Here is a 20,818-nt window from a genome sequence, read left to right as displayed (position 1 = left end):
TGGACCGGCACCTGCACCACCTGCCACCGCCCCCTGCCCAGAACATCCACCACCAGCCCAAACCCAAGAGCCAGAGCAACTTAACGGAGTCCTACTAGCGGTGGTCAGATCGTGCTGTCCACCGCCGAGTTGGGTGCCCTGGGTGCGGACGTTCGCGAGGCGCTCTGCGTCATCGATCGTCAGCAGGGCGGGACCGAGGCGCTTGCGTGTCCCCAGCACGGATATGCGAACCAAAACGGGGCCGGAGACCAGCAATGGTCCCCGGCCCCGTAGCGGCCTCGTGCCCGCTGACAGAGGGATGAGTCGGCACGACACCGCACCGAGATCGTCGTGGCAGTGGCTGGCCTCAACGCGAGCTGGTCGATGGCGCGAAGAGATATCGATCCATCATCAGTGCTGCGTCGGCAAGGATTTCCGAGTCCCCCAGGGGATCATCGCGGAAAGCGAGGTCAAGCAGGTTGCTTCCGACCTCGACAGCAAGTCGGCCTCGACGGCGCGACTCGTCAGTGTCCGGCATCGCGTACCCGCGGACGAGCGCCCCGTGTACCCGGTCCGCGATTTCCTGGTCGGTCCGCTGGGTGTCGGCCCGCAGCGACGCGATGCGCGGTCCGTGATACCAGACCCGGCGGTAGCCGGGCTCCTTGCGGAAGCGGTCGGCGTAGGCGGTGACCAGCTTCTCCAGCAGGTCCTGTGAGCGTTCAGGCAGGGGCTCGGCTGTGACCCGCTCGGCGATCTGCACATCCAGTTGCAGCCAACTGCGCACCAGCGAGGCGATGATCGCTTCCTTGTCAGCGAAGTACCGGTACAGCACGCCGACCGAGACGCCCGCCTCGGCAGCAATCAGCTTGGTTCCCAGATCGTCGTAGGAGGTCGTCTCCAACAGAGAAGCTGTCACCTCCAGGATGCGGGCGACCTTCTCTCGACTGCGTTGCTGCTGCGGCTTGTTCACCTGCTCAGCCATCGAACTCCTTGACATGTCCCCAAAACACGAACCAGAGTCTAGTTCATGTTCTTATCCAGGGGCACCTCCCGTACGAAGCTCGGGCCGAACTTCCAGCGCATCTGGGCCTCGGTCACGGTCTCCGGCCTCGGTGACGGGATCCGCTTCGTCGCTCTGCCGCTCCTCGCGGCTCAGCTCACCTCAGACCCTCGCCAGGTCGCCTTCGTGTACGTAGCCGAACAACTGCCCCTGCTGCTGTTCGGCCTCCTCGCGGGCGCCATAGCGGACCGCTTCGACCGTCGCCGCATCCTGTGGGTCGTCGATGCCGCCCGAACCGTGATCGTCGCGGCACTCGCCATCGCGGTGGCAGCGCACGGAATGACAGTCCTCTTGCTGACCGGCATCGGTTTCCTCCTCGGCCTCGGACAGACCCTCTACAACGGAGCCTGGTCAGGCATCGTGCCGTCGCTGGTCGCCTCCCCTGAGCTGACGCGCGCCAACGCCCGTCTGCAGTCCGGTTCGCTCATTACCGACACCCTCCTCGGCACCCCCCTGGGCGCGCTGTTCTTCGGCATCGCTGCCGCGCTTCCCTTCGCCGTCGATGCGGTCTCCTTCGCGGCCGCTGCCGCACTGGCCCTGATGCTGAGCGGAGACTTCCGGCCACAGCCACAAGCCGCACCGAACCCTTGGAGGAGGTTGCTCGGTGACACCACTCAGGGGGTGCGCTGGCTCTGGCAGCAGCCACTGCTGCGTCGCCTCTGCCTGACGTCCGCGATCAGCAACCTTGTAGGCGGCGGCCTCATCGCCATTCTGGTGCTCTACGCCCGGCAGATCCTGGGTCTGACCAGCATCGGCTTCGCCCTCTTGGTCGCCTCCTTCGCAATCGGAGGAGTAGCGGGGGCAACGGCGACGCCTCGACTCAACGCCCGCTTCGGAACCCCGAGAGTTCTGCGGCTGACTGCCGCGGCCACTGCTGGGACCGCAGTGGCCGCCGGCGCTGCCTCCTCGGGCCTCATCGCCGGAGCGTGCATTGCCACGTATGGAGCCGCGAACCTGGCATGGAACGTCACAGCAGTGTCTGTCCGCCAGGCAATGGTGCCGACTCACTTACTGGGACGCGTCGGCATGGCCTACCAGATGGTCATCGGTGCCGGAACCACGCTCGGCGCTGCCCTCGCGGGTCTCGAAGCCGACTCATTCGGGCTTCGTGCCCCCTTCTACATCGGGAGCGCTCTGCTGCTCGTCGCCAGCCTGGTCAGCATGCGCCCCAGCGCCACCCCCACGCCCCGTAGAAAGACGGCATCAAACGTCCATGCGACACGACGACGCACAGGAGATACACAAGCGACCGGACCTGAGAGTGACTGCTGAGCCGCACCGCAACAGGGTGCGCCCTGCTGACAAGTAAATGGCGCGGGGAGATACACCGCCCGGCGCTTCGCGCATCGTCTGGCGTCTGGCTCGTCCTCCGACGTGCCCAACTCTGACCGAGCGCGAAATGGCAGAGGGCTGACCCGTTACTGGGGTAAGCCCTCTGCCGTGCCGACTTCCTGCGAAGTCGCTCAGCCGCCCAGCGGCTGTGGCGGGGATCAACCGGTATGGACGGCTTGGTCATTCCTGTGCTTGATAAGCAGGTCCACCAACTTGTTGAACTCGTCTGGCGGCATCTTGTGGATCAGCAGGTGTGCCGCAAACAGACCGTCCTCATACGGGAACTTCTTCGGCTGCTGATGCCCTGCACTAGCCATCGCCTCGACTGCGGTGGTCTGTACGGGAACGGATGGTGTGACTGTCCCTTGCTCGTTGGCGGGCGACTCATCCTGCGTCGGCGTGGGGGCCGAAGGCCGGTCAGGGGCAGCGGCTTCCGCTTCGAGGGCCGGTGTCGGCTCCGGCTCCGGCTCGCTGGTGATTACGGCGTAATCACCAGCGCGACCTGCCTCCCTGGTGTCCGAGCGTTCGTCTACGGTCTGCTCGGGCTGGGCCTTGGCTGTGCGGATCCGTTCTGCTTCCTTCCGGGCCCGCTCTGCCTTCATCGCTTCCAGAGCGGCTTCCTGCTGGTCAGCCGGCTTGTTGCCGACGGCGCGCAGAAGGTCGATGGGTTCTTCGCCGATGCGGGCTTGCAGTTCGGGAGTCAAGTTGAGCAAGGCCAGGCGCTGCGACACCCAGCCCTGGGAGCGGTGGAGGCGTTTGGCCAAGGCTCGCTGACTTCCGTGAATGGCCAACAGTCGTTGAAGGGCGCGGGCTTCGTCGATCTCCTCTAGGTCCTGCCGGTGGATGTTCGCGACGAGGGCCGACTCGAGAAGTTCCTCGGACGTGGCCCCCTGGTCATCGCTGACCATCACCTTGATGGTGGCAAGTCCAGCTTCGCGGGCGGCAGCGAGGCGGCTGCTGCCGTCAACCACGACGTGAGTGGTGTCGGGCTCGAGTGCGGCTTCCTGGCTGGGGTTGGCTTTGATGTAGGCGTCACGGTTCATGACCGTGATCGCCTGCTTCTGCCCGTGCGTCTTCAGGCTGCCGGCGAGGTCGGTCAGGTCTCCGAGAGCGGAGCGTGGGTTGTCGGGGTTGAGGCTGATGCGGTGGACGGGAAGTTCCGTGGGGGCCGCGACGCCTTCGGTGGGGACCCCGGTGGCGGCGGCCACGGCCTGGCGCCGTGCGCTGACCGGGCGCACTCCCCCGCCGAAGCGTCCGGCGCCGAGCTGGTCGGCCTTGCTCACATGACCTCCCTAGCTAGGGCTCGCATGCCGACGGCCTGCTGTGATTTGGGCGCGTACGACAGCAGGGGTTGCTTCACTCGGACAGCTTCCTTCTGTTCCTTGAGGTCGCCGATGAGTCCGACGACTCGTGGATCCTTTATGTCGACCCATCCCTGCAGCGACGAGGTGGCGATGTAGCCGCGGCGGGAGTCGTAGAGGTTGACGACGATGCCGAGGTAGTCGATATCGACTTGGAGGTCGTTGCGGAGGTCGTCGATCTGGGTGGTGAGCAGCTCGTAGGCGTCTGCCGAGCTGTCTTCGGCCTGGACGACGATCAGGGCACCGGACTGGCCGGGCTTCTCCCCGTCACGGCGCCGGCCGTAGTAGGCGGCGGCATCCATGCTGAGGCCGAGGCTGGGCGGGCAGTCGACGATGATTACGTCGTAATCGGCTTCGAGTGGGGCTAGAGCCCGCTCCAGGGCAGCTTCCCGGGCGCGTACTGCCGACAGGCGCACGTCCAGCAGGAAGGCGTCGTGGCAGGCGGGCAGGAGATGGAGTCTGCCGCCGAAGGTCTCGTCGTCGACAGCGACGATGAGATCGCGGAGGTCGCCCTTGGGATCACCCGCCATGTGGTTGGTGAGACTGTCGCCGTTCATCGGCAGGGGAGTGGCGCCGAGCTGGTTGGTGAGGTGGCACTGCGGGTCGAAGTCGACGAGCAGCACATTCTGGCCAGGGCCCGGCAAGTTCTCGATGTCGAACGGGGAGTCCTGCAGCTCCGCCTCGTCGGCCTGGGTGTCACTCGCCCGCAGAGCCTTGGTGAGGGCCTTGGCAACGCGTACGGGGTGGAGGCGGTTGGGGTCTTCGGCGAGCGCCTCACCGAGGCCGGCGGTGATGGCGGTCTTACCGACCCCGCCCTTCTGGTTGCACACGATGATGCGGCGGGTGATCTCAGGCCGTTCAACGTGCGGGGCAGGGTTGGTGTCAAGCCACAGCTGGATGGATTGGGCCAGGCCTTGGACGAGGGAGACACGCCGGTCAGTGGCGATCTGACGGAACTCCTCCCACTGGCCGGGGGGCAGGAAGGTGGAGAACGAATCGGCACCGGAGGTGTCGACGCTCGCGGTGGCGGACGCCAGGCTGCACCAGTCCCTGATGCCCTGTTCGACCGCGGCCTGGATCTCGACGCCGTGCTGAGCGGCTCTGACTTTGAGGTTCTGCCGGAGCCATCCCGGCAGTTTGGAGACGACCTTCTCGCGGTCGCTGGAGGTGGCTGGCGAACTCATGGGGACACCATACTAACGTCCTTGATCGTTTGCCGCATCGACACGTTAGTTAGGCACCTTTGATGTCGCCCGAGCTCAAGCGCCGGGTGATTACGTCGTAATCACTGGCCGCTGGATCCTCGCTTCCCGGTGCGAATCAGGCGATTACTCCCTAAACACCATGCAGTGGATTGGTAGGACATCAGGCATCTGGGGCGGAGTTGGTATAGCGGACCGCGTAGTAAAGGGGTTGCCAACACGCTGACCGCGCTGAAGTCGATCCGGGCCGCCCGGCCCGACGGCGCCCCCATCTACGTGATCTTGGACAACATGTCCGCCCACAAGGGCGCCGACATCCGACGCTGGACGAAGAAGAACAAGGTCGAGTTGTGCTTCACCCCGACCTACGCCACCTGGGTCGAACCCCATCGAGGCCTACTTCGGACCGCTGAGGCAGTTCACCATCGCCAACTCCCATCACCCCCAACCACACCGTGCAGACCCGGCCGTGCCACGCCTAGATGCGGTGGCGCAACGCCAACGCCCACGACCGCGACGTCCCGGCCGCCGAACGCAAGGAACGCGCCCACATCCGAAGCGAGAATGGCATCCGTTGGGGCGGACGCCCCTCCAAGACCGCAGCATGGCCCCACGTCCCAGCCAGAGCACAGCACCTCATGAGAGACTGGGCGGCATGGGCGGACCGTCTGAGCACCCCGAACTCTGGTCGTTCCTGGAATCACTGCACCGTGGCCACCTTCTTTCCGGCACTGTCACAGCGATCGAACGGTTCGGCGTGTTCGTGGCGCTGGACGACGGCCCCGACCACCCGATCTTCCCTGGCGTCGGGTTCATCTCGGTCGCCGAGCTGTCCTGGTCGCGCTTCGAATCAGCTTCGGACGTCGTGCAGGTCGGGCAGCGTGTTTCATGTGAATTCCTCCAGTTCGACACATCGAACCTGGAGGCCAGGCTGTCCTTGCGAGCGACACAGCCAGACCCCTTCCAGGCGTTCGCCGACCGCATTGCAGTGGGACAGCAACTGCATGGACGGGTCACCAAGCTGGTCCCATTCGGCGTCTTCGTCCAGGTCGCCGACGGAATTGAGGGACTGGTCCACCTACAAGAGCTCACGTCGACGCCCGTGGTGGCCCCGTCGGATGTCGTCCAGGCTGGCGACGAGGTCACGATCGTCGTCACCGCAATCGACCGACAGCGGCGCAGGCTCTCGCTCTCTCGACGGCAAGGCTCACCGAACCACCAGTGACTCCCAGGTGCACCAGTCGCCTGCGTGATGAAGGGGCAAGTTCCTGCCTCAACACCATGCCTTCCCCCGGGCTCTTGCAACCCGACTTGCCGGATCACGTACCCATCGGTGTCCAACTCGAAGTAGAACCACGTGGCTTCCTCGTCCCAGAAGCAGCGGACCCAGCGTGTCACTGGTTCACCGCGTCGAAGGGTTCGTCGTGCCAGCGCCAGCCGGCGGTGCCGTCGTCGCAGATGTGCAGCACGAACTCAGCGACCGGACTGCCGTCGGGAAACGTCATGGTGAGCACACTGCGGATCTGGGTGAAGCAGGCGTCGGCCTGCTCCCACTCTTCCTCTTCGACAGCCCGCTCTTGCTCAGTGAAGAGGGGACGGAAGTCTTCAAAGCCAGGAAGTGTCTCGACTTCGGCGTGAGTCCAAGGCATGTCGGTACCGGTCACGGTCAGCCGGGCAATCTCCTGGTCGCCGTGGTGGAGCCGCCAAATACTGCCGGTGGTCAGGTTCGGGTTGGTCATATCCCCATGATGGCGATCACCACTGACGGGCGGAGGACGGTGATTACGTCGTAATCACCCACACCAGCGCCTCCGGCCGCACGTGCACTACCACGATGCCTGGTACTACCGGCCCTGCGGAGGTGACGTCTGCAGCCGAGAGGCGCTGCCTGCCTCCAGTCGACGGTGAGTTGAGCAAGGCAGCGCGAGACGGACCCGATCGGCGGCTCCGTCTCCCCCTCAGTCGCCGCCACCTGGTGACGCGTCAGGATCCCGAGCCAGGTGATTACGACGTAATCACCCCGCCTGCCGCTTGACCGGTGTCCACCCCGCTCCATGAGGTGATTACGCCACTTGCCATTACGGGTCGGTCCAGGCGCCGTGGCTTCGTGTGCGGGCGCACTGGAGTGTGCTGGTGAGGGCGGTCTCGGTGTCAGGGTGGTGAGGACCGGGGCGACGGGGTCATCGGCAAGCTGTCCTTCGGCGGAGCGTCCGCGTTCCGGGGCGCGGGCGTCGGGGGTGCCCCTATCTCTTTGGTCAAGGTCGTGGGTCAGGATTGCCGCATGACGACCTGGTTCCGGACCTACTACGAGGACGAAGATCTGTGGCTGTATTTCGAGGCCGATGATGAAGGTTGGGCAGCGCGGCAGGTCGAGGTCCGGGGGCAGGACTCGCGGCCAGTGACGGCGGCCTCTCTGGAAGAGGTCCTGCATTTGCGTGATCATGACGATCTCGCGGCGATGTCCCGCTATGAACGGCAGTTCGGCGTTCTCGCCGAAGGCCCCATGGACGGCTGGCGGGACCAGCCCCAGGCGGCCGAGATCTCCGCGGAGGAGTTCGAGCGGCTGTGGACTGAAGCACGGCGGGCTCTCGGCAATTCAGCCTGAGCTGGCGGGTTGGGGTTCGTAGAAGGTTCCGTCGCGGAGCATCGCGTAGAGGACGTCGGCCCGCCGTCTGGCAAGACAGAGCAGAGCCTGGGTGTGGTGCTTGCCCTGCGCGATCTTCTTGTCGTAGTAGGCCCGCGATGCCGGGTCGCCCAGGGCGGCGAACGCGGAGAGGAAGAAGGCCCGCTTGAGCTGCCTGCTTCCCCTGCGGGAGGGTTGCTCGCCGCGGATCGAGGACCCGGAACTGCGGGTCGCGGGGGCGAGTCCGGCGTATGCGGCGAGGTGGCCGGCGGTCGGGAAGGGGCTGCGCCCAACGCAAGGAACGCGCCCGCATCCGCAGCGAGAAGGGCATCCGCTGGGGCGGACGCCCCCTCAACGCCGCAGCCGGACCGACCGCGAACCGCAGCCCCGGAGTGCCGAAAGGGACAAGTTCACGAGAAGGACAGCGACAGAAGGACGACTCAGGAGGCGGACGGCTCGATCTCCCCCGCAAAGACGATGACCTGGTCGATGAGGCTCCGCCGCAGATGGACGACGTCCGTTCCCGCCAGGCGGGGGCCTCCATCCGGCGTGGTGAAGACCCACTGGTACCGCGCCCACTCGTCAGGCATGTCCACCGCTGAGCAGCGCACCATCGTGCCGGTCCCCGCCGGATGGCGCCGGATGTCCAGCACGAACCGCTCGACCGCCACGATTCCTTCGCTGCGACCCAACGGCCCCCAGAAGACCACGTCTGAGGTCAGGGCCTGGGAGAGCAGGGCAGTCACATAGCTGTCGTCCGAGGCGTTAAACGCGGAGATGAACGTGTCGATCGCGGAGCGTGCCGTCTCTTCCTGCATGCCCCAGTAATACCAGCCGTTGCGCGTGCGCTCGTCCCGCGAGCCGCCCTCCGATCACGGTGGACCATCCCGGTCACAGCGCACTAGCTGCGTATGACGGCCCGCTCCGCTATCTACTCAGAGCTGCATACCGCCGGTCGAAGATCAACGCCGATGGTGGCAGCGTCCTTGCGAAGGAGCACATCCGCGAGTGGTTTGACGACTTGGTTGAGGCCCAGTTCTGGCTTCATTCACTGACCACCTGCTGCGGAAGGAGTCAGCTCCAACGTCTTCAGTAAGCAGCAGAAACACTCGACGAAGCCGTTGCTGCCGTGTCCTCCAGTGGAGGAATCGGCGCGCAAGGTGTATCGCCATGGGCAACTTTGCAGGCTGCCATCCAAACAGTCACGGAAAGCGCTCGGGCTGACGGGCATCCCCTCCACTCGGTTGGCCATTGACCTGCGTGCACGACGGTGCCGGATCCGTCATGAAGAGCGTGCTCCTTGTCGAGACGCCGGAACGCCGCGCCCACATGGCGACGGGCGCGACGCTCCGGGGGTGCTACTCGGTAGGGGTGTCGGCGACCATGAGGAACTGGTCCCTGGGCAGGTCCATCACGACCTGGGCATCGGCGCCCTGGGCGCGCTGAGCGGCGGCGTACTCTTCCGCCGGCCACGAGCCGCGGGGGCCTTCGGCGGGGAACCGCTCCAGGACGGTGCGGGGTTGCGTGGTGGGCGTGGCCGTCACGCGTCACCGCCGTTCACGCGCTCGTGGATCTCGATCAGCGTGCCGATGGCGTCGGGGTTTGCCGCCATGCCGACCCACTGCCCGAGCGCGGTGAAGACCGGGACGGCGTCGGTGTCGGCGTCGAACACCACGATGTAGTCGCCGAACCTGTCGAGAACCATTTCCTGAAGCGCCCGCGCCGGTGCGGTGGCCAGCACCTCCAGGGCATCAACGGTGAGACGGGCGGGCTCCGCCTGGTTGTCGGGCTGGGTGAGGAAGCCCGAAACGTGCAACAGGTCGCCGGGCCGGATCTCGGTGAGCAGCACGTACGCGATCCGGGGGTCGCCGGTGGTGCAGGACCAGACGACGTCGTCCATGGCGTCGTCGGTGGGGGAGACGATCAGCTGGAAACGGGCGGTACCCGGGGCGTCGCCGGGTGCGGGGACGGTGTCGAGGTAGCCGTCCATGGCGAGGGGCTTGGTGTCCATCAGCGCGCCTCCGTCAGCGGGTTGGTGCGGTGGGCGGCGTGGTACGCGTCCATGACGGCTTTCGCCGGGTTGCCCCGGTCGGCGACCTCGTAGCCGTTGGCCCGTGCGCAGGCCCGGATCGCGGTCAGCTGCTCCCTGCTGTAATTGCCGCTACGCGCCGGGACGGCGGCCGGGGTGGACTTGCCGGTCTTGACCCGCCGCAGTTCCTCCCTAGCCCGGGCGAGTTCGCGCTCCAGCCGGTTGACGCGACCTTCGGCTTCGCAAACGGCGTGCTCGGCGTCGCTCCTCGTAGCGAGTTCGGTCAGGGCCGTGCGGGCCTTGGCGGCGAGGGCCTGCACGCCCTTCGCGGCGTGCTGCTCGCCCCAGACCAGCAGTGCCTCGATCCCCACCTCCCGCGTCGCCGCCACGGTGTCGGGCGCCTCAGGCTTGGGGGAGTTGGTGCCGTGCGTGGGGCCCCCGTCCGCGTCCGGGGTGGTGCCGAGTTCCTGAGCGATCCCGGCTTCCGCCTGCTGGACGGCTTCGGCGAGTTCGTCGTCGGACAGCCCAAGGGTGGTGCGGACCTGGTCGGGACTGTCGCCGCGGTTGAGCATGTCGGCGGCGACCGCCGCGTAGGCGTTGGCGCTGGGGGCCTGGGTGGTCATGCGTTCTCCGGTGGCGGTGTCGGGGAGGTAGGGCAGGAGCGAGGTGAGGGTGTCGGCGTCGGTGGGTGCGGCGATCGCGTCCAGGAGTTCGGCCAGGTCGTGCTTGTCGCCGGCGTTGCGTGCGGTGACGCGGGCCGCGGCGGCGAGCTCCTGAAGGGGGCTGGGCTGGGGAGAGCGGGGTTCGGCTGCGAGGGCCTGCTGCCAGTCGGTCGTCATGCCGCCGCCCTCGGCTTCCGCAGCGCGAGGTCCAGGACCTCGCGGTTGTGCTGCTGCTGGTCGGGGGTGAGCGGCCGGAGCTTCGCCGTGCCACGTCGCCGCCAGTTCGGGTGAGCGGGAGGCTCTGGGTAGGCGAGGGCGTGGTCGGCGTGGTGCTGTGGGGTACTACTCATGGGGGCCTCCAGTAGGAGGGGTCAGGCGTGGTCGTCGTCGCGCCGGCGTTTGGCCTGGATGTCGGAGGCGAACCTGCCGAGGCGGCCCTCAACGGGGTTCGCGGCGATCCAGTCCTCAGCGCACGCCTTGTGCACGGGCTCCCCGTAGCGGGAGCGGATCGGCGTGGGCTTGTCGCACAGCACGCAGGGGCGGTCCTGCCAGCGGTCGAAGTGCTGGCTGTCGCGCCATTCGAGGAGGGCGCCGGGAGCCGGCATCAGTCCCGGCTCGAACAGCGGCTTCTTGCCTCGCGGGCGGGTCACGGCCGGAAGCCGGGCAGCTGCTGGAACACGCGGTCCAGCAGGTCCTGCGACGGCTTCCAGGGCACGACCTGTCCGCGTGCGGGGACGGGCAGGGGCAGTTCCTGGACGTCCTGAAGGACCAGGTGCCAGACGCCCGGGTGCGCCCACTGCGAGCACAGCGGCTGTCCTTCGGGGTCCGCGTGGCAGTCGGTGATCCGGGCGATACCGACCACGGCGCCCGTGATCAGCCCACGGCCGCGGATCGTGCGGGCGATCAGCGGAGTGCGCAGGGCGGGCTGGTCGATGGTCTTGCTCGTGTGCAGCAGCACCCATCCGGTCCGCCATGGTGTGGTCCGGTTCTCCACCGTCTTGGCACCGGCGAGGATGCAGGCCGCGTACGGCTGCCGGATGCTGATGCCGCGGATCCAGTCGCCCTCGGGCAAGGTGACAGGGCTCATGCTGCTTGCCCCCACACGCTGGTGCCCGGACGGCCGGCCCGGCGCCCGTTGGTGGACGGGACCGTGGCGTGCTCCCTGCTGGCGAGGTGCGCGCGGCCGGAGTGCTTGCCGTCGTACAGGGCGGCGTCGGCGGCCCGCTGCAGCACGGAAAGGTCGCGGCTGCCAGTCATGTCCGGGGTCGCGGCGCCGACCGAGGCGGCGACGGGCACCGCCCATTCGGCATCCACGGTGACCGGGGTGTGCAGCATCCGGACCAGCTGGGCGAGGCGCTGCTCCCGGCGGTCGGCGGGCAGGCGCAGGACGACGGCGAACTCATCGCCGCCGAGCCGGCCGACGGCGGCGCGCGGACCCGCCCACGCGGCAAGCCGGGTCCCGAAGGCCGCGAGAACGGTGTCGCCGGCCGCGTGGCCCATCGTGTCGTTGATCCGCTTGAAGTGGTCGGCGTCGACCATCACCACGGCCGCGTCGTCGCCGTGGCGGGCCAGGATCCGCCGGGCCCGGGCGGTGTAGGCGTCGCGGCGCAGGAGGCCGGTCAGCGGGTCCTTCCGGGTCGCGGCGAGCCGCTTGTGCAGCGTAATGGCGTGCACGGTCCAGCCGGTCAACGGCACGGCAGCGGTGGTCAGAAGGAGTGTGCGCGGGCCGATCCAGCCCTGAACGCGCAGGACGGAGTCCATACTGGGATCTCTCCCTCTCGTCTCGTACGGGTTGGAGGCCCGGGACAGGCGGCTTGGTTGGACGCCTTCGGCGCCTGTCCCGGGGCGGAGCTACAGCGCGAAGTCGCTGCGGCAGCTCCAGCTGACGGGGTTGTGCCAGAGGCCGGCCTTCGCGGCAGGCCACTCCAGCTCCCAGCCGGGCCGTAGCCCGAGCGCCGTCCAGCTGTCCGGCTGCTTGCCGGGGATCTCGAGTCCGGCGTTGTGTGCGGCGAGCGCGGCGTCGTACACCTCATGGGCGCGACGCAGGGCCGCGGCCGGGGAGTCCGCCTCGCCGGTGAAGACGTGCACACCGCGCCGGTCGGGGTGGTTGGTGTCGTGTATGGGGACGTCGACCTCGTAGATCCGCAGGCGCATGACGTCCATCTCCTTCCTGGCTGTCCGGGGTTGAGGGGACACTGCGACCGCCCCGGCCTCGAGGTGCGGGGCCGGGGCGGCACAGAGTGCGCTCAACTGGCGGTTCAGCCGGCCGTGGCGATGGCGTCGCGCAGGTGGGTGCGCGCCCAGGGCAGGAGCGAGGGCTGGTCACCGGCGGGGCTGGTCAGCGCGTCGGTGAGGTAGGTGAGGGCGGAGTCGAGATCCTCGCTGGCGTCCTGCCAGTTGCCGAGGCTGGAGGCGCCGAGGACGTCGCGGACTTCTTCGACCAGGTCGATGAAGGCGTTCGCGGTGGTGCCGCGCTGCGACTGGTCGCCGATGAGAGCGGCGAGGTCGGCGGCGAAGCAGTCGCGGAGCGCGGCGAAGGTGTCGGCCTTGGTCTGGGTGGTCACGGGGGCCTCCAGGTCAGTAGTCGAGCCGGATCGTGATGGGCCGCCGGGGATCACCGGCGTGGGTGTGGACGGTGCGGCGGTGCGTGGCGAGGCCCGCGGCTCCGCCCTGGATCGGCAGGTGACATCCCCGGTCGGCAGTTCGGCCGGGGTGAGCGGGTGCGGGTGGGGGCCGTCGGCGGCGCGGCTCATGCGACCGCGTCCGCGAGCTGTGCTTCCAGGTCCGTGCGGCCCTCGGGGTCGTCGTCCTGGTCGTCGGCGACTGGGGAAGAGTCGGTGTTCCAACCCTGCGCTATTCGGCCCGGAAGCTAGATGATCAATTCCACGAGATGCCTGCTGAGGGTGTGGAGTGGGCGGTGGCCGAAGCCACCGCGACACGGTCAGGCGGCGGCTGCCGGCCCTGGTTGCCGAGGGGGCGGCGGGCGGTCAGGCGCCAGGGTCGACTTCGGGGTGCGTGAACCGCACGGGCTTGCCCAGCGACCGGGCGTAGGCGATTTCGGCTCGGGTGCTGTCTCCGATGTAGTCGCCGACCACGAGCACCTCATCGGCGAGCCGGATCTTCGACCGGTGCAGCTCGTCGAGCCGAGCCTTCAACTCCTCGCCCTCGACAGGATCGGCCCAGAGTGCGTGCGGCGACTTCATGTCACAGCCCGGTTTGACGACGATCCGCCCGGCTGCGGTCTCCCGCAGATCGGCCTCGTTCATCTCGGTCATGAAGCGGGTGGAGCCGCAGATCGCAACGATAGGCGGGAGACTCAATAGCTTCTTCGCGTCGGCGAGCTTCTCCTCGGGGGTGAGCAGTCGCGGGTATGACACTGGTTCCTCCTGGTGGTGCGGTCCAAGGGGGGCCTGCGGAGACGAGAACGAAGGTGCCCAAGATCGGTCCTCGAAGTCGCGGCGGCTAGTCGGTGGATTGAACAGCTTCGAGGTATTCAGCCCAGCTGTTTTGGGCGTACTGAGCCCAGGCGTAGGCGGTGTTGGGGTGGATGCCGAAGAGGTCGCTGACCACGATCGGAGGGAGGTCGGTGATCGCTTCCATCATGGCCGTGTTGCTGACGCCCGGCAGGCCGTGCAGATTCATGTTCTAGGGTGCAGGTCAGCGACCGGAGACCCTCCGACCGCTGACGCGACCCCGTGCCCGCAGCCAGCACAAACGGCCGTGCTGGCGTCACGAGGTGTGTTGCATCAAATACAATTCATCCTGTTTCTCCTGGTTGACGTCGTCGAAGCCGCCGTGGACGGTGCAGACGATGTCCGGGTCGCTGTCCATGGCTCCGGTCAGCGCCTTGTGCAGGTCGGTGATCGAGTAGACCGGCGCCCACGCCTGCCCGGCGCACTCGGGGTCGAAGGGGCAGGGCAGCAGGACGTCGAAGCCGAAGTCGCCCTCGCCGTCGACGTCGTCGCGGAACGCCAGGGTGAGGTACTGCTGCCCGAGGCGGATCTCCGCGACGCGGTCACGGCCGGTCACTAGCTCCGAGCCCGGCCGCCACTGCCACAGCGGCAGGATCTCCGGGCCGAAGAAGCGGCGGACCAGCAGCAGATCGCCCAGGCCCTCGCTGCCGTCGCGCCCGAGTTCGGTCTCTCGGACGTGCGAGAGCCGCTTCAGGAACGGCTCCAGGCGGTACAGGGAGTCGGCGAACAGGACCTCGTTGAAGCCCTCCGCCCGCAGCGACTGGTGGGAGTGGACCATCGCCTTGTGCTGCGCGCGGACGGTGTCCTCCGGGACAGTGCGGTTGGCCGGGCGCGGCCTTTGCCGTGCGACACAGACGTCGGCCGGGGTGGCCACGATGACCGCGATGGCAGGCATGTTGTGCCGTTTGGCCGCAGCGACCAGCGGCTGCCTGGATTCACGGGAGACGTTCGTGGCGTCGACGACCGTGAACAGTCGGCGGCGCATCCTCGCCTCCAGAAGCAGGTGCAGGGCGGCGACGGCGTCGCCGGTCGCGTCCTGGTCGCCCGCGTCGTCGCTGACCGTCTCGCGCAGCGCGTCCAGGGACAGGACCTGCGAGGCGGGCCAGGTGCGGGCGATCGTGGACTTCCCGGCGCCGGACGGGCCGATGAGGACCACCAGGCTGTGCTCGGGCATCTCCGGGTAGATCAGCTCGGTCATGCGGATTCTCCTTGCGGATCAAGGGCGCAGGCAGCCCAGATCAGGCGCTGCCCGGCGTGGTCGGTGAGCAGGTCGGCGGCTTCGTGCAGCGGGCAGGAAGCGTCGCCGTCGCGGTCGGGCTCGATCTGCTCGGCTCGCTTCGCGGCAGCGGTGAGCAGCTGCGCGACGCAGGCCATGAACCCGCCGGGCGGGTCGGTGTCCTCGATGAGCTCACGCAGGATCGCGGCGAGCTCCTCCTGGTCGACGTCGTCGGCGCTGAGGTCGTCCTCGATCTGCTGGAGAGCCAGCGAGGCGATCCCGACCGATGCGCGGACGCGTTCCAGGCGGGTCCGGCTCACCAGCGGGCGCGGGGGCGGGTGAAGAGCCAGGTGGTGACGGCGGCGGCCACGATGCCGATGGAGCGGTGCAGGGCCGCATCCAGCTCCATCCACGCGCTGCCCGGCCCGGTGAGCTCCGAGGTGGCCTTGCCGTCATCGTCGACGCGGGCGGCCTTGCAGTGCTCGATGTATCCGGTCTTGCCGGTCTTCTTGGCCAACCACAGCAGAACGGCTCCGCGGTCGATCGCGGCGTGCGTTCCGGCGTTGATGGCCGCGCCGGCGAGCAGCGCGGTGGGCGTGACGCGGTAGCCGAACGCCCGGGTGATCGCGACGGTCGCCCCGAGCTGCACGGCGGTGTACGAGGCGACGTGGCAGGCCACCGCACGGCGGCCGAGAGCGCTGGTGGTCATGGTCGGGCGGGTGGAGTCCGGCGTGGCGGGGGAGCCGTCGGCGTGAACCCGGTCCTCGCCGTACAGGCGCTTGCGCATCGCCGTTTTCGAGCCCTGCACCCAGTGGTCGCACAGGGGATGCAGCTCGCCGAAGGTGGCCAGCAGAGTGCCGAAGAGGGCCAGACGCTCGGTGGTGAGACGGGGCATGCTGGAGGTCTCCTGATCTCGAAGAGGGTGAGGGAGCGGGGTGGCCGGCCCTTTGCCGATGCTCGGCCACTCGGCGGTCCCGACCCCGGCCGGTGTGGCCGGGGTCGGGTCGTTCAGAACGGGGGTTCGTCCGGCCAGGCTGGGACGGGCAGGAGCCGGATGCGCAGCTCGCGCCGGTCCGCCCAGCAGCCGCACGCCTCCATCTCCGGGTTCGCGCCGCCGACCCACCAGCCGCCCGCGCCCCGGCAGTCGGGGCAGGAGCGGCGGGGGACGGGGCGTCAGCTCGATGCGGTGCCGGTCGGCGTACAGCTGCCAGCGGCTGGCCTTGAGCGTGAGGACGGCCGCGCCGACGGCGGCCGCCATGGCTTTGTACGTGACCGCGGAAGTCGTTTCGATGTGACCGTGGGAGTTACTGGCTAAGCGAGTTTGCGGTGTCAGCTTGTTTTGATGTCGCCAGGGGGCTTGCGGCGTTCGCCTCCCGCCTGCGTGACCGCTCTCGGGTCGCCTGTCCCGGCTGCCGTCCTTGGGCCATATGGGCCATTGAGTGCCGCCGTTCGATGGATACGGCGGTTGGGTCCGATGCGGTTGTCGTCCGACTGGGACATCTTCCGTGCGGGCCGTACCGGGTAGACACGCCCCGGCCCGAAGAGGGACCCAGTGTCGTGCGGGTTCCGAACCGCTTGCCCGCCGTTCACCTGAGTGGTTGCAGGAAGGACCCTCGACGTGTCTGACCCCGTCGTCCTCATCACGGGCGCGCTCACCGGTATCGGCCGCGCCACCGCCTTGGCTTACGCACGTCAAGGCGCGAACCTTGTGGTCTCCGGTCGCCACGAGGACGTGGGTGAGCAGTTTGCCGGGGAGCTGGCCGGCCTCGGCGCCCCGGCGCAGTTCGTGCGTGCCGACGTCCGTTTCGACGCCGATGTGAAGGACCTCGTCGACCGTGCGGTCGCGCGATTCGGGCGGATCGATGTCGCCTTCAACAACGCCGGCACCGAGGGAACACCCGGCCCTGTCACCGAGGTGACCGACGAGGCTTACCAGGCCACCTTCGACACCAATGTCAAGGGAACGCTGCTGTGTTTGAAGCACGAGTTCCGGGTCATGAGGGAACAGGGCGGCGGCAGCATCGTCAACGTCAGCTCCGGCTACGGCCTGATGGGTTACCCCGGGGCGACCTTGTACGTCGGCAGCAAGCACGCCGTCGTCGGCATCACCAAGGCGGCCGCACTCGAAGGCGCCGCCCACGGTATCCGGGTCAACGCGGTCGCGTCCGGCTACACCCGGACCGCCATGTACGACCGGTTCACCGGCGACGACACCGCGCGTGACGCGGTCGATTCGGTGCTGCCTATGCACCGGGCAGGCACCCCGGAGGAGATCGCCGAGGCTGTCCAGTTCTTGGGTTCGGACAAGGCGAGCTACGTCACCGGGCACATTCTCGTGGTCGACGGCGGCCTCATGGCGGGCGGGCCCCTGTTCCCGAGCACGTGAAATCGCAGGTCGGCGCAGGCCGTGTCGGCCTCGGCGGCGCGCTGCCCACCCAATGGGATGGTCTGGTTCTCATCGTGACCAAGCGGGCGGCCCCACAGCACACGAGCGACACCTAAAGTCACTGACATTGATCACGCCGCTCCCCGAGAAACGACTCCCGAAGTCACAGCGAAACGACTCCCTCAGAAACTGACACAGCCAGCCGCCAGGAGCACGGCGGTGCGGGCGCGCACGGTCAGGTCCGGGCCGGGTGCGGCTGGACCAGGAACTGGGTCCCGGTGCCGCTGGAGTTGGGCTGGGACGTGAGGAAGTGCGGCTCGCTCTGGGTGAGCTGGACCATCGTCTGCTTGATGAAGTTGTCGTCGCGCTGGAGGTCGACGCGGTCCGCGTGGAAGTCGGTGAGGTGGACGTAGTGGGGGCTGGTGGTGCGGTGCGGGCGCAGTCCCCGCAGCCGGGAACGCACCATCTGTGCGGCCTCGGTGTCGTCGGGTGCGGCCGGGACGCCGCAGTTCATCGCGCGGCAGCCGGCCGCGTGGGCGTTGGCGAGGTCGGCGGCGGTCTTCTCCGTCAGCCGCGACAGGCGGTCGCTGCTGGCGGCGCGGTAGGTGCAGCCGAGGCAGGCGGTGGCGAAGTACGCGCTGCGGCGGTTGCTGTCGGCGGTGTAGACGAGGACGACCGCGCCTTCGGCCGGTCCGACGATGTTGCGGTAGCGCTGGACGACGATCGTGCCCGGCGGCGTCCAGGTCGCCGGGTCCTGTACGGCGGGGCGGCGGGTGAACAGGCTCAGTGCCATGCGGTGGCTTCTCCTTCGGGAGGGTGGTTGATCAGGCGGCCAGCCGGTGGCCGGCCGGGGCCGGGGAGGTCATGTAGGTGTCGGGGCTGGGCTCGTAGCCCTTGTCGCAGGGGTCGCAGCATCCCTGGGTGCGCAGCGGGAGGCAGAAGTAGTACCGGCGCTTGCACCGGGGACAGGTGGACCTCGCGGCCATCGCCCGGTCCAGCGCCCATTCCTGCGCGAGTGTCGGCGTCCGCTTCGGCCGGGCGAGTTCCACGCTGTAGAGCCAGGCCAGGGTGGGATGGATGCACGCCTGGTCGGGCCGGTAGGAGCACGCCTTGCAGCGCAGCACCGCCACCGGCCCGTGCCCGCCGGGGCTGAGGTTGAGCGCCCGTAACTGCCTGCGCGTGACCAGGCCCTCGGGAACGGCGCTGCGGTCGTACTCCGGCAAGGCCGCGGTGCTGCGCGGCACTCGCTTCACCTCGCGGCGGCGCCTCTTCCGGGGGCGGGGCATCACCTGATCCAGGCGCCGGGCAGTTGCTGGGGGCGGTGCGGGTGGCGGGGGCCGCGGCGCTGCGGGCGGGGCCGGCCGATCCGGTGGCGCGGGCGGGGGATGAGCACGAGCGGTTCCTCCAGATGTCGGTGGACAGCAAGCAGCACGCCCGCCAGTGGTTCGTCGACGGGCGCGCTGCGAGGCGGCCGGTCGCTCCGCCTGGTCCTCGCCCACCCGCGTCGGGTGGGCGAGGACCAGGCGGAGCGACCGGAGTCAGTCCCGGAAGGGGCAGCCCTGGTGCGGGTGGTCGTCGGCGGGTGCGGCCGGAACCGGCACCGGGACGTGGACCTCGGGCCGGACCACGACCTTCGCCGGGCGGCCGGCGACGAACCGGCGGCGCAGGGACAGGCCGCGCATCGCGAACGCAGACAGGAACGTCCAGGCGAGGACGGCCAGCGCGGCGGCGACGGGACGGCTGGTGTGCGAAGTGGCCGACCAGACCATCCACACGGTGGCTGCGCCGTGTCCGGCCCACATCGCGCGCACCCCGTTGTTCCGGGAGAGGTAGCCGAGGACCAGGCCAACGATGCCGGTGAGCAGCCACAGCGTGTAGACGGTGGAAGCCGCGATGGGCAGGCCGGCGGAGTGCTGCGCGATGTACGTGCGCACCGGCTGGTCGACGACGGCGAACACCCCGTTGGAGGTATCGACGCCGACCTGCACCTTGGGCACGGCGGTGAGCAGCTGGTGCAGCGCCTGGAGGATGACTTCGCCGGCGGCCTTGGCCATCAGCACGACGAAGGAGAGGCTGGCCACCACCAGGACGGCGCGGATCCAGGGGGCCATGTACCGAAGGCCGTCCTCGGGGGCGCTGAGGACGGCCTCCCACATCGCATGCAGGACACCGTCCTCTTCCCACGCCTTCTTCCACCAGGCGCGCAGCGCGGCGAACCTCGGCTCCTTGGGCGGCGCCTTCGGGAAGGGCACGGGCAGGTAGGTGAGCTCCTGGCGGGTGTTGTCGTTGGACTGCAAGGGGCAACTCCTTGTTGTCGATGCGGTGTTCACGGAGCGTGCGAGTGGGCCAAGCTGTGAGCAACGGGGCCCGGGAGAGGGGAGGCGGCTGCGATGGGGTTCTGGACCCGTGATGAGCCGGAGGAAGTCGTCTTCGATGAGGTCGTGGACACGGACGGGCAGATTTGGCCCGCGTTCACGGACGACGACGGCGTGCTGTGGATCGACGTGGACTACGACGTCGAGGTGGTCATCAACGGCGCGATCGTGGACGGGCAGATCCGGGGTGCCGAGGTCGATGAGAACGGCCGGATCTGGATCGACTACGAGTGACCGCGAGGCCGGACGGCCTGTCCCGCACCCGAGCCCACACGCGGCGGGAGTCGGGTACGAGGCAGGGAGCCCGGAGTTCACCGGACGTCGTTGCGGGTGCGGGAGAACATCCCGCGCTGGTGGCTGGTGTTGTTGATCTGCGTGTTCTGCACGACCGAGCCCTCGTACACGTTCGTCGTGCTCGTGCTGCCTGCCTTCGCCTTGGCGATGGCCGCGCCGCCCGCGGTGAGCACCATCGCCAGACCGGCGAACGGGGCGATGACGATGAGCGCGAAGCGCTCGAGACCGGGGACGCTGACGAGGGACAGGCCCCTGAACAGGAGCCAGGCCGCGCAGCCCAGACCGGTCGACCCGGCACCAACGCCGATACTCGCAACCGCCATCCCGGCGGCCCAGGCAGGCACGATCCGCTTGTCCTCCTGCGGCACGGGCGGGGCGTCACCGTGAGCGGGCAGCGGGGAGTCGTCGCGGAACGACGTCGGGAAGTGGCGCACCTGCGCCTCGGGCTGGGGCCGGAACTCCATTTCGAGGATCCGCTTGGCTTCGGCGGCGGCCTCGGAGTCGGACATCGGGCGGCCGGCGGTGGGGTGGAAGTCCATGAGGTTCTCCGTTTCGGGGCAGATGCACGGCGCCCTCCCTGCCGTGGGTGGCGGGGAGGGCGCGGTGCGGGGCGGGGAGCGGTGCGGGGTCGTCAGAAGGAGATGTGGGAGATCCAGCCGGACACGGAGGCGATCGCGTTGCGGATGGCCGGGGCGATGCCGGTGGAGGCGAGGCTGAACCCGAACAGGGCGACCGTGAGGGTGGGCCAGAAGCGGAGGTAGCCCAGGCGCCACAGGACGACGACGATGACGCCGGTGAGCAGGACAAGGGAGATCGACAGGGCCAC

At 68.6% G+C, this 20,818-nt stretch carries 29 protein-coding genes and 3 pseudogenes; 6 read left to right on the top strand and 26 right to left on the bottom strand.

Features of this window, described 5'->3' with window-relative positions; all coding sequences use genetic code 11:
• Positions 1-346: 346 nt before the first annotated feature.
• Entirely contained in the window at positions 347-961 is a 615-nt protein-coding gene (locus ACFYOH_RS41210; protein ID WP_388636548.1) for a TetR/AcrR family transcriptional regulator, read from the bottom strand.
• A 45-nt stretch (positions 962-1,006) separates the two neighbouring features.
• On the opposite strand from ACFYOH_RS41210, the gene ACFYOH_RS41205 reads away from it, so the two are divergent.
• On the top strand, positions 1,007-2,311 hold the full coding sequence (locus ACFYOH_RS41205) for an MFS transporter (protein WP_388636546.1): 1,305 nt from the start codon (positions 1,007-1,009) through the stop codon (positions 2,309-2,311).
• Positions 2,312-2,529: 218 nt separating this feature from the next.
• Here ACFYOH_RS41205 and ACFYOH_RS41200 read toward each other — a convergent pair whose 3' ends face one another.
• Positions 2,530-3,654, bottom strand: coding sequence for a ParB/RepB/Spo0J family partition protein (locus ACFYOH_RS41200; RefSeq protein WP_388636544.1), 1,125 nt, complete (start codon positions 3,652-3,654; stop codon positions 2,530-2,532).
• On the bottom strand, positions 3,651-4,916 hold the full coding sequence (locus ACFYOH_RS41195; RefSeq protein WP_388636542.1) for a ParA family protein: 1,266 nt from the start codon (positions 4,914-4,916) through the stop codon (positions 3,651-3,653). The genes ACFYOH_RS41200 and ACFYOH_RS41195 overlap by 4 nt, the downstream gene beginning before the upstream one ends.
• A gap of 216 nt (positions 4,917-5,132) precedes the next feature.
• On the opposite strand from ACFYOH_RS41195, the pseudogene ACFYOH_RS41190 reads away from it, so the two are divergent.
• Together ACFYOH_RS41190 and ACFYOH_RS41185 are read left to right on the top strand one after the other, a co-directional pair.
• Positions 5,133-5,539, top strand: a pseudogene (locus ACFYOH_RS41190) (transposase); the annotation flags it as partial.
• Positions 5,540-5,589: 50 nt separating this feature from the next.
• Complete coding sequence (locus tag ACFYOH_RS41185) at positions 5,590-6,159, top strand: S1 RNA-binding domain-containing protein (protein WP_388636540.1); 570 nt, start codon at positions 5,590-5,592, stop codon at positions 6,157-6,159.
• Positions 6,160-6,328: 169 nt separating this feature from the next.
• On the opposite strand, the gene ACFYOH_RS41180 is transcribed toward ACFYOH_RS41185, so the two are convergent.
• Positions 6,329-6,673 carry a hypothetical protein gene (locus ACFYOH_RS41180; RefSeq protein ID WP_388636538.1) on the bottom strand — a complete coding sequence of 115 codons (345 nt, stop codon included), beginning with the start codon at positions 6,671-6,673 and terminating at the stop codon, positions 6,329-6,331.
• Between the two features lie 542 nt (positions 6,674-7,215).
• Between ACFYOH_RS41180 and ACFYOH_RS41175 the strand changes: the two genes are divergently transcribed.
• Positions 7,216-7,539, top strand: a complete 324-nt coding sequence (locus tag ACFYOH_RS41175) for a hypothetical protein (RefSeq protein WP_388636536.1) — start codon at positions 7,216-7,218, stop codon at positions 7,537-7,539.
• On the opposite strand, the pseudogene ACFYOH_RS41170 reads toward ACFYOH_RS41175, so the two are convergent.
• The 17 genes and pseudogenes from ACFYOH_RS41170 to ACFYOH_RS41090 form a co-directional block, all read right to left on the bottom strand.
• A pseudogene (locus ACFYOH_RS41170) lies at positions 7,531-7,836 on the bottom strand (transposase); the annotation flags it as partial. The gene ACFYOH_RS41175 and the pseudogene ACFYOH_RS41170 overlap by 9 nt on opposite strands.
• 161 nt (positions 7,837-7,997) lie before the next feature.
• Positions 7,998-8,375, bottom strand: coding sequence for a nuclear transport factor 2 family protein (locus ACFYOH_RS41165; RefSeq protein ID WP_384952492.1), 378 nt, complete (start codon positions 8,373-8,375; stop codon positions 7,998-8,000).
• A 540-nt stretch (positions 8,376-8,915) separates the two neighbouring features.
• On the bottom strand, positions 8,916-9,101 hold the full coding sequence (locus ACFYOH_RS41160) for a hypothetical protein (protein WP_388636534.1): 186 nt from the start codon (positions 9,099-9,101) through the stop codon (positions 8,916-8,918).
• Entirely contained in the window at positions 9,098-9,568 is a 471-nt protein-coding gene (locus ACFYOH_RS41155; protein ID WP_388636532.1) for a hypothetical protein, read from the bottom strand. The genes ACFYOH_RS41160 and ACFYOH_RS41155 overlap by 4 nt, the downstream gene beginning before the upstream one ends.
• Entirely contained in the window at positions 9,568-10,425 is an 858-nt protein-coding gene (locus ACFYOH_RS41150; RefSeq protein WP_388636530.1) for a histone-like nucleoid-structuring protein Lsr2, read from the bottom strand. Before ACFYOH_RS41150 ends, ACFYOH_RS41155 begins: the two co-directional genes overlap by 1 nt.
• The gene (locus ACFYOH_RS41145) at positions 10,422-10,598 is read right to left on the bottom strand and encodes a hypothetical protein (protein ID WP_388636528.1); all 177 of its coding nucleotides are present in this window, start codon (positions 10,596-10,598) and stop codon (positions 10,422-10,424) included. The genes ACFYOH_RS41150 and ACFYOH_RS41145 overlap by 4 nt, the downstream gene beginning before the upstream one ends.
• 21 nt (positions 10,599-10,619) lie before the next feature.
• On the bottom strand, positions 10,620-10,898 hold the full coding sequence (locus ACFYOH_RS41140) for a hypothetical protein (RefSeq protein ID WP_388636526.1): 279 nt from the start codon (positions 10,896-10,898) through the stop codon (positions 10,620-10,622).
• Entirely contained in the window at positions 10,895-11,335 is a 441-nt protein-coding gene (locus ACFYOH_RS41135; protein ID WP_388636525.1) for a hypothetical protein, read from the bottom strand. Before ACFYOH_RS41135 ends, ACFYOH_RS41140 begins: the two co-directional genes overlap by 4 nt.
• On the bottom strand, positions 11,332-12,009 hold the full coding sequence (locus ACFYOH_RS41130) for a GGDEF domain-containing protein (protein WP_388636523.1): 678 nt from the start codon (positions 12,007-12,009) through the stop codon (positions 11,332-11,334). The genes ACFYOH_RS41135 and ACFYOH_RS41130 overlap by 4 nt, the downstream gene beginning before the upstream one ends.
• A gap of 90 nt (positions 12,010-12,099) precedes the next feature.
• Entirely contained in the window at positions 12,100-12,402 is a 303-nt protein-coding gene (locus tag ACFYOH_RS41125) for a hypothetical protein (protein ID WP_388636550.1), read from the bottom strand.
• Between the two features lie 104 nt (positions 12,403-12,506).
• On the bottom strand, positions 12,507-12,812 hold the full coding sequence (locus ACFYOH_RS41120) for a hypothetical protein (protein WP_388636521.1): 306 nt from the start codon (positions 12,810-12,812) through the stop codon (positions 12,507-12,509).
• A 423-nt stretch (positions 12,813-13,235) separates the two neighbouring features.
• The gene (locus tag ACFYOH_RS41115) at positions 13,236-13,625 is read right to left on the bottom strand and encodes a hypothetical protein (RefSeq protein ID WP_388636519.1); all 390 of its coding nucleotides are present in this window, start codon (positions 13,623-13,625) and stop codon (positions 13,236-13,238) included.
• 85 nt (positions 13,626-13,710) lie between these two features.
• On the bottom strand, positions 13,711-13,890 hold the full coding sequence (locus ACFYOH_RS41110) for a hypothetical protein (protein ID WP_388636517.1): 180 nt from the start codon (positions 13,888-13,890) through the stop codon (positions 13,711-13,713).
• A gap of 87 nt (positions 13,891-13,977) precedes the next feature.
• Positions 13,978-14,919 carry an AAA family ATPase gene (locus tag ACFYOH_RS41105; RefSeq protein WP_388636515.1) on the bottom strand — a complete coding sequence of 314 codons (942 nt, stop codon included), beginning with the start codon at positions 14,917-14,919 and terminating at the stop codon, positions 13,978-13,980.
• Positions 14,916-15,257, bottom strand: a complete 342-nt coding sequence (locus tag ACFYOH_RS41100) for a hypothetical protein (protein ID WP_388636513.1) — start codon at positions 15,255-15,257, stop codon at positions 14,916-14,918. Before ACFYOH_RS41100 ends, ACFYOH_RS41105 begins: the two co-directional genes overlap by 4 nt.
• Positions 15,254-15,832, bottom strand: a complete 579-nt coding sequence (locus ACFYOH_RS41095) for a hypothetical protein (protein ID WP_388636511.1) — start codon at positions 15,830-15,832, stop codon at positions 15,254-15,256. The genes ACFYOH_RS41100 and ACFYOH_RS41095 overlap by 4 nt, the downstream gene beginning before the upstream one ends.
• A gap of 113 nt (positions 15,833-15,945) precedes the next feature.
• Positions 15,946-16,195: pseudogene (locus ACFYOH_RS41090) on the bottom strand (hypothetical protein).
• 360 nt (positions 16,196-16,555) lie between these two features.
• Between ACFYOH_RS41090 and ACFYOH_RS41085 the strand changes: the two are divergent.
• A complete protein-coding gene (locus ACFYOH_RS41085) occupies positions 16,556-17,323 on the top strand; it encodes an SDR family NAD(P)-dependent oxidoreductase (RefSeq protein WP_388636509.1) in 768 nt (255 codons plus the stop codon).
• Between the two features lie 235 nt (positions 17,324-17,558).
• Here the strand turns inward: ACFYOH_RS41085 and ACFYOH_RS41080 are convergent, their stop codons facing one another.
• From ACFYOH_RS41080 to ACFYOH_RS41070, 3 genes are all read right to left on the bottom strand, one after another.
• Positions 17,559-18,116, bottom strand: a complete 558-nt coding sequence (locus tag ACFYOH_RS41080; RefSeq protein ID WP_388636507.1) for a hypothetical protein — start codon at positions 18,114-18,116, stop codon at positions 17,559-17,561.
• Between the two features lie 31 nt (positions 18,117-18,147).
• The gene (locus ACFYOH_RS41075) at positions 18,148-18,567 is read right to left on the bottom strand and encodes an RRQRL motif-containing zinc-binding protein (RefSeq protein WP_388636505.1); all 420 of its coding nucleotides are present in this window, start codon (positions 18,565-18,567) and stop codon (positions 18,148-18,150) included.
• Positions 18,568-18,861: 294 nt separating this feature from the next.
• The gene (locus ACFYOH_RS41070; protein WP_388636503.1) at positions 18,862-19,620 is read right to left on the bottom strand and encodes a hypothetical protein; all 759 of its coding nucleotides are present in this window, start codon (positions 19,618-19,620) and stop codon (positions 18,862-18,864) included.
• A 93-nt stretch (positions 19,621-19,713) separates the two neighbouring features.
• Between ACFYOH_RS41070 and ACFYOH_RS41065 the strand changes: the two genes are divergently transcribed.
• Positions 19,714-19,932 (top strand): hypothetical protein, encoded by a 219-nt coding sequence (locus tag ACFYOH_RS41065; protein ID WP_388636501.1) that lies wholly within the window; start codon positions 19,714-19,716, stop codon positions 19,930-19,932.
• A 77-nt stretch (positions 19,933-20,009) separates the two neighbouring features.
• Here ACFYOH_RS41065 and ACFYOH_RS41060 read toward each other — a convergent pair whose 3' ends face one another.
• Both ACFYOH_RS41060 and ACFYOH_RS41055 read right to left on the bottom strand, forming a co-directional pair.
• Positions 20,010-20,531, bottom strand: coding sequence for a hypothetical protein (locus ACFYOH_RS41060; protein ID WP_388636499.1), 522 nt, complete (start codon positions 20,529-20,531; stop codon positions 20,010-20,012).
• Between the two features lie 92 nt (positions 20,532-20,623).
• On the bottom strand, positions 20,624-20,818 hold the full coding sequence (locus tag ACFYOH_RS41055) for a hypothetical protein (RefSeq protein ID WP_388636497.1): 195 nt from the start codon (positions 20,816-20,818) through the stop codon (positions 20,624-20,626).

This window comes from Streptomyces sp. NPDC007856, from assembly GCF_042868225.1.
In the GTDB taxonomy this organism is placed as follows: domain Bacteria; phylum Actinomycetota; class Actinomycetes; order Streptomycetales; family Streptomycetaceae; genus Streptomyces.
The sequence above is the reverse complement of the archived record's forward strand: the minus strand, read 5'-3'. Positions and strand labels throughout refer to the sequence as shown.

What these genes read in the sequence shown, in the direction of transcription:
- ACFYOH_RS41155 (WP_388636532.1), bottom strand. Translation starts at nt 9,568, where the DNA reads ATGGACACCAAGCCCCTCGCCATGGACGGCTACCTCGACACCGTCCCC.
- ACFYOH_RS41210 (WP_388636548.1), bottom strand. Translation starts at nt 961, where the DNA reads ATGGCTGAGCAGGTGAACAAGCCGCAGCAGCAACGCAGTCGAGAGAAG.
- ACFYOH_RS41165 (WP_384952492.1), bottom strand. Translation starts at nt 8,375, where the DNA reads ATGCAGGAAGAGACGGCACGCTCCGCGATCGACACGTTCATCTCCGCG.
- ACFYOH_RS41185 (WP_388636540.1), top strand. Translation starts at nt 5,590, where the DNA reads ATGGGCGGACCGTCTGAGCACCCCGAACTCTGGTCGTTCCTGGAATCA.
- ACFYOH_RS41180 (WP_388636538.1), bottom strand. Translation starts at nt 6,673, where the DNA reads ATGACCAACCCGAACCTGACCACCGGCAGTATTTGGCGGCTCCACCAC.
- ACFYOH_RS41110 (WP_388636517.1), bottom strand. Translation starts at nt 13,890, where the DNA reads ATGAATCTGCACGGCCTGCCGGGCGTCAGCAACACGGCCATGATGGAA.
- ACFYOH_RS41175 (WP_388636536.1), top strand. Translation starts at nt 7,216, where the DNA reads ATGACGACCTGGTTCCGGACCTACTACGAGGACGAAGATCTGTGGCTG.
- ACFYOH_RS41105 (WP_388636515.1), bottom strand. Translation starts at nt 14,919, where the DNA reads ATGACCGAGCTGATCTACCCGGAGATGCCCGAGCACAGCCTGGTGGTC.
- ACFYOH_RS41065 (WP_388636501.1), top strand. Translation starts at nt 19,714, where the DNA reads ATGGGGTTCTGGACCCGTGATGAGCCGGAGGAAGTCGTCTTCGATGAG.
- ACFYOH_RS41145 (WP_388636528.1), bottom strand. Translation starts at nt 10,598, where the DNA reads ATGAGTAGTACCCCACAGCACCACGCCGACCACGCCCTCGCCTACCCA.
- ACFYOH_RS41095 (WP_388636511.1), bottom strand. Translation starts at nt 15,832, where the DNA reads ATGCCCCGTCTCACCACCGAGCGTCTGGCCCTCTTCGGCACTCTGCTG.
- ACFYOH_RS41060 (WP_388636499.1), bottom strand. Translation starts at nt 20,531, where the DNA reads ATGGACTTCCACCCCACCGCCGGCCGCCCGATGTCCGACTCCGAGGCC.
- ACFYOH_RS41195 (WP_388636542.1), bottom strand. Translation starts at nt 4,916, where the DNA reads ATGAGTTCGCCAGCCACCTCCAGCGACCGCGAGAAGGTCGTCTCCAAA.
- ACFYOH_RS41125 (WP_388636550.1), bottom strand. Translation starts at nt 12,402, where the DNA reads ATGCGCCTGCGGATCTACGAGGTCGACGTCCCCATACACGACACCAAC.
- ACFYOH_RS41150 (WP_388636530.1), bottom strand. Translation starts at nt 10,425, where the DNA reads ATGACGACCGACTGGCAGCAGGCCCTCGCAGCCGAACCCCGCTCTCCC.
- ACFYOH_RS41205 (WP_388636546.1), top strand. Translation starts at nt 1,007, where the DNA reads ATGTTCTTATCCAGGGGCACCTCCCGTACGAAGCTCGGGCCGAACTTC.
- ACFYOH_RS41130 (WP_388636523.1), bottom strand. Translation starts at nt 12,009, where the DNA reads ATGGACTCCGTCCTGCGCGTTCAGGGCTGGATCGGCCCGCGCACACTC.
- ACFYOH_RS41135 (WP_388636525.1), bottom strand. Translation starts at nt 11,335, where the DNA reads ATGAGCCCTGTCACCTTGCCCGAGGGCGACTGGATCCGCGGCATCAGC.
- ACFYOH_RS41080 (WP_388636507.1), bottom strand. Translation starts at nt 18,116, where the DNA reads ATGGCACTGAGCCTGTTCACCCGCCGCCCCGCCGTACAGGACCCGGCG.